Annotated in this window: 3 protein-coding genes and 2 pseudogenes; 1 reads left to right on the forward strand and 4 read right to left on the reverse strand. The window is 70.1% G+C overall.

Annotated features, from left to right (window positions below):
• The 4 genes and pseudogenes from VNT50_RS14200 to VNT50_RS14215 form a co-directional block, all read right to left on the reverse strand.
• A pseudogene (locus VNT50_RS14200) lies at positions 1 to 975 on the reverse strand (hypothetical protein); the annotation flags it as partial.
• A gap of 47 nt (positions 976 to 1,022) precedes the next feature.
• The gene (locus VNT50_RS14205; protein ID WP_325485759.1) at positions 1,023 to 2,498 is read right to left on the reverse strand and encodes a S8 family peptidase; all 1,476 of its coding nucleotides are present in this window, start codon (positions 2,496 to 2,498) and stop codon (positions 1,023 to 1,025) included.
• Between the two features lie 327 nt (positions 2,499 to 2,825).
• Positions 2,826 to 3,752, reverse strand: coding sequence for a hypothetical protein (locus VNT50_RS14210; RefSeq protein ID WP_325485760.1), 927 nt, complete (start codon positions 3,750 to 3,752; stop codon positions 2,826 to 2,828).
• A 113-nt stretch (positions 3,753 to 3,865) separates the two neighbouring features.
• Positions 3,866 to 4,558: a phosphocholine cytidylyltransferase family protein gene (locus VNT50_RS14215; protein ID WP_325485761.1), complete on the reverse strand. Its 693-nt coding sequence runs from the start codon at positions 4,556 to 4,558 to the stop codon at positions 3,866 to 3,868.
• 212 nt (positions 4,559 to 4,770) lie between these two features.
• Between VNT50_RS14215 and VNT50_RS14220 the strand changes: the two are divergent.
• A pseudogene (locus VNT50_RS14220) lies at positions 4,771 to 5,257 on the forward strand (hypothetical protein); the annotation flags it as partial.

Below are 5,257 nucleotides of genomic sequence, written 5' to 3' on the forward strand. Positions count from 1 at the left end.
GACTCCGGGGCTGTCCCAGTCGTCGCGATCCCAATTGCGGGCGAGGCCGTAGTGGCTGTAGGCCGCCTGGAGCAGCGTCACCGACGAAATGGGCGCCGCGGCCGCGAGGGCGGCGGCGGTGACCGCCCGTCCGCCGAACGAGTGCCCCACGAGATGCAGCTTCGCGTCGGGCGCCCCCGCGTGCAGGCGGTCGAGAAGAGGGGCGATGCCCTTCTTGCCGATGACGCCGGCGCGATCCTTCATCGTGTAGAACGTCGTGATGTTCACCAGGTTGCGGGCGGCGTCGAAGAAGCCGCCGAGCGAGAAGCCCGCTCCGCCACCGTTCGGGGCTCCACCGTCCTGGGCTCCACTTCCACCACCGGTGCCGCCCACCGAGGCGGCCCCGCCTGCCGCCCCGTCCGACCCGCGGCGCCGTCGCCCCGGGGTGCCGCTCACGACCGCGAAGACGTCGTCGGCGTCACCCGTCGCGAATCTGGTCGGCGGCGTGTCGCCGTCCGCGCCCGTGTCCGAGAGCACGCGGGCGGGCACGCTCTTGCGCAGCTGGGTCAAGAACTCCGCGCGGGCCGCGGGGTCTGTCTCGAGATCGGGGATGAGGGCCAGCAGACGTTTGCGGATCGCCGGGCTCTCGATGCGCTGGGTCACGAGCTCGGCGAGTGCGGCCGCGGGCCCTCCCGCGGACGCGCCGGCCCCGTCGCTCTCGTCGGGCGCCCATTGGATCGACGGCCAGATGGCGCCGACGACCACGAACCGTCGCGCGCGGGCGCCCTGCACGTCGCCCCGCACCGCGACGATCGAGTCGACGAGCTTCGTGTACAGGTCGCGGGCCTGCCCGGGGGAGTTGTTCCACCCGTGCGCGAGCACGAGTACGTCGGTCGGGCGCTTCTCGGTCAGGAGGTCATCGAGGGTGTCGAGCTCCGCCGGGTCGGCGAATGCACCCTTCTTGTCGATCGAGACGTCGGCGTACGGAAGCTTCATGTCGTGCTCCTTCACACACTCTGCGTCATTTCACACACTCTGAGTCTTCACACACTCTGGATGGCGCGCATGGCGTCCACGAGCCCGCGCCCCTGGAAGTGGTGGTCGCGTCCGAGGTCGCTCGCGGAATCCAGGAGGATCTGCTTGACGTCGTCGGGGCGGCCGATGAACTCCCTGTGTATCGAGAGAAACCCGGCAGCGACTCCTGATACATGCGGTGCCGACATCGATGTTCCGGAGTCCTCGACGTAGGCGGTCTTGGCGTTCGCGCCGCGTGCCCGCTCGAGGAGCTTGCCGGTGCCCGCGCTGACGACGCGCTCGCCGGGGGCCACCAGATCGGGCTTGCGTCGCCCGTCGCCCGTCGGGCCCTTCGAGGAGAAGTACGACACGCCGGTCGAGTGGGGCTTGATGGATGTCGAGCCGACGGTGATCGCGCGCGCCGCGTTGCCGGGGTCGTTGATCGTCATGCCGAAGGCCATCGGGATGTCGTTGCCGTTCGTGCCCGTCGCGAAGCCATAGCCGGTGTTGCCGGCCGACACGACCACCACGACCCCTTGGCTCACCAGCCGATCTACTTCGCGGCACACCGGGCTCAGTCCCGCGGCGAACCACTCGGGATCGAACGTGTAGCCGAGCGAGAGGTTGACTCCGTGCACGTTCATCTCGCGGCCGCCGCGGTTGAGGTCCTGGATGTACTCCAGCGCCGTGATGAGCGACTCGGTGTCGCCGACCCGATCGTCATCGAGCACCTTGCACGAGAGGATCTTGGTCATCGGGGCCATGCCCTGGATGCGCTCGAGGAGCACGTCAGACACGCCCGTCTTGCCATCCTCCGTGCGATACCACGTCGCCGCCACGATGGGCTTTCGGGACGTCGCGACGCGACTGCCCGCGATGATGCCGGCGACGTGCGTCCCGTGGCCGTTCGCGTCGGTGAGAGCGGCCTCGTTCGCGCCGCCGGGCAGGAAGTTGCGGTGCCACGACTTCGGAAGGCCGAGGTTGTCGTACTGCGCGAAGTGCTCGTGCTTCGCATCGACTCCGGAATCGAGCACCGCCCACACGATCCCCTCGCCGGTCGCCTCGAAGGAGCGCACCGCGGCATCCGCCTTGGTCGTGAGCGACGTGCGGTGGATCGTCGCCTGCACCTCGAAGTTCGGCCAGATGCGGTGGATGTACCGGCGGGGAGCCGACTTCAGCTGTCCCTTCGAGGAACTCGCCGGGTTCGGGTACGCGCCCTTCGACGACCCCGCGGGCTTCTTCGCGGCGGAGGAGCCCTTCTCGCCGCCGTCCAGCTCGACGAGCGCCCGGATCTCATCCGAGGTGAGCGCGGCGAAGACGTACGAGCGTGTCTTGCGCCGTGGCGCGTCGTTCGCGATGCTCGCCACCATCCCGACGACGAAGTCCATGATGTCGTCGGTGCTCGTCATGAGCTCGGCACGCACCTCGATGAGCACTCCGATGCGTCGGTCGGGCGACTGCGCCATCCGCTGCGCCAGAGGGCGCGTGATGACGGAGTCGGGCACGAGCGATACCGTCTCGGGCATGCCGGGCAGCGCGAATTCGCTCGGCGGGGCGGTCGGCGATGGGGCTGCCGGTGATGGGGTCGAGGGTGATGGGGCGCCCGGTGGCGGGGAGCCCGGGGGTGGTGAGCCCTGTGGAACGTAGTTCCGGGATGGGCGCGGGGGCGACGGCTCGGCGGGCGGCGTGGTTCCCGCCGTCTCCGGCGGCCTGCCCGGAAACTCGCGCGGCAGCGGAGCCTCTTGCTCGCCCGGATCGACCATGTCCCCTCGCGTTTCTCCCCGCGGTGAGAGTACCGCCGCGCGGGCGCGCGTGTCACGCGCCCCGGCGGGTCAGTCGTCGAGGGAGGCGGGCGGCGGGGGCTTGGGCCGTACCTTGCGGCTCGCGCCCGCGACGGCGTCGCCGGCCGCCTTGCCCACGGTTCCGACGGCCGAGACGACCGCGCCGCCGACGCGGCGCATTCCGCGCGAGGCGGTGCCGCCGATCCGCAATGTGCCGGGGCGCGGCTCCAGGTCGGCGGGCAGTTCCAGGGGCGGATGTCCGAACGCCCGATGCGACGTCGTCAGCACGCGGCGACCCAGGATGTGGTTTCCCGCGCCGCCGATCGCCGCGCCGATCCCGAACGGCAGGGCCTTGCCCAGCCACGACGCGCCGCCCTTCACGGCGAACTGATGGATGAACGACGTCTTGAGGCGGTCGACCAGCGGTCCGACCGCGGCGCGGGGGAGCGATTTGGTGACCAGCTCGCCCCAGTACTTGTCGCGACCCTCGGCCTTGCCGCGAGCCTGCCCCGCGAGCTGCGCGACGAGGTCGGTGCCCTCCTTGCCGAGCATGAGAGTGAGCACCAGCGCGCGAGCGCGCTCGGGGTCCTCGACGGCCAGCCCGTGCACCTCGGCGACCGACTGCGCGAACAGCGCGGTCGACTCCAGGAAGCCGATGGTCTCCACGCCCGAGAGCGCGAGCGTCACGCCCGTTCCGATGCCCGGCACGACCGCGGTCGCGCCGACCGCCGCGCCCCCGGTGGTCACAGCGGCGAGGTAGCGGCGCTCGAGGATGCGGATGACGTCGTGGGGCGAGGCATCCGGGTGGCGACGACGGATGCTGCGGATGTGGGCGAGCACGACGGGTCGCTGGATCGCCAGCACGCGGTCGATGCCACGGATCATCGGCGGATGCTCGGCCGAACCCACGGGCGGGAGCCCGCCGGCCCAGGGGGCATCGGCGGGCAGAGAATGGATCTTGTGCACCTTCTCGGACATCACGCCGATCCTATGGTCGCTCGCTGAGGACGCGCTGGGGCTTGACAGCGCGCACACCCCGAGCGCGGGCGCGACGGACCGGACGCCCGGCGTTCCGCTTCAGATCTGCTCGATCAGACGAACAGGTTCGCGCGCTCGAGGTCCTCGGCGAAGTCCACCTCGACGGCGTACAGGTCGGAGATGTCCATGGGCACGAGGCGCAGGTCGTTCTCGGCGATCGCGAGTTCGAGGCCGCGCTCGAAGTAGTCCTGGTCGTCGACGCGTGAGAGCTGGCGGACGAACGCCTTCTTGTCGTCGCGCGAGATGTAGTTGATGCCGACGGCCTCGCCGATACCGCCGGTGACGGTCTTCGACAGCTTGTCGATGAACCCCTCGGCCGTGACGGTGTACTTGACCTCTTCGTCGCTGACCTTGGAAGTGTTGACCGAGACGAACGACTGCTCGCGCTCGATGAGCTCGATCGCGCGCCCGAGCACGCGCGGGTCGAACACGACATCGCCGTTCATCCAGAGCACGCCGTTCTTGCCCGTGGCGTTCAGCGCGCGCAGCAGGCTCTTCGACGTGTTGGTCTGGTCATAGCGGTCGTTGTAGACGTAGTCGGCCTCAGGGAACGCCTCGACGATCGTCTCGGCGCGATAGCCGACGACCGTCGTGATCTTGGCGTCGCCGCCGAATGCCGCACGGATGTTGTCGTGCTGCTGGCGCATGATGCTGCGTCCGTCGCTGAGCTCCGTGAGGGGCTTGGGGAGGGCGCGGCCGAGCCGGGAGCCCATGCCGGCGGCCAGAATGACGGTCTGAAGGGTCAAATTATGCTCCTGGGGGTGCGCATGTGTTCACTGTCGATTCATCGACGCGACACGCCCTTGTGCCTGCCTCATGGTAGCGAAGAGGTCTGGGAAGTGGCACAATGCGGCGCGCCCGTTGCCTTTTCGTGACACTTTCCGAATCTCCTGAGCATCTTGATTAAGGGAGCATCACGAACACCGGACCTGCGCGAGATGGTTGATACGTTGGATCGGTGACTGCATCCATGCCGGCACGGACGGAACCGTATGAGGATGACCCGGAGACCCGGGTCGTCACCAGCGGCGAGGGTGCCGTGGCGGATGCCGCGACCCCGGCCCCGCCGCGCAAGAAGCCGACCGCCCGCCCCGCTGCGAAGAAGAAGGCACCGGCGCGCCGCGTTGCGGGGCAGCCGAAGCCCAAGCCGGCCGATGCCGCATCGCCCGCCGTGCCCGAGGTCGACCCGGGACCGCCGCCCCCGCTTCCTCCCGACCTGGTGGCGCCCGATCCCGAGGCAGCTCCGGCGATCGCTGTCGCCGAGCCCGAGCCCGAGCCGGAGACCGAGCTCGCTGTCGCCGAGGCGGAGACCGAGCTCGTGGTACCCCCGAAGCCTCCGCTCCCGCCGGTCGGTGCCCTCGTGGCCCCGACGACCGAGACCGAGCCCGAGCCCGCGCCGCCCACCGAGTCCGCGCCGCCCGTCGAGCTCGCGCCGCCCACCGAGT

It is taken from the genome of Microbacterium sp., assembly GCF_035554235.1.
In the GTDB taxonomy this organism is placed as follows: domain Bacteria; phylum Actinomycetota; class Actinomycetes; order Actinomycetales; family Microbacteriaceae; genus Microbacterium.

Bases quoted from the DNA above. Each gene is read 5' to 3' on its own strand.
- VNT50_RS14210 (WP_325485760.1), bottom strand. From the start codon at position 3,752: ATGTCCGAGAAGGTGCACAAGATCCATTCTCTGCCCGCCGATGCCCCC.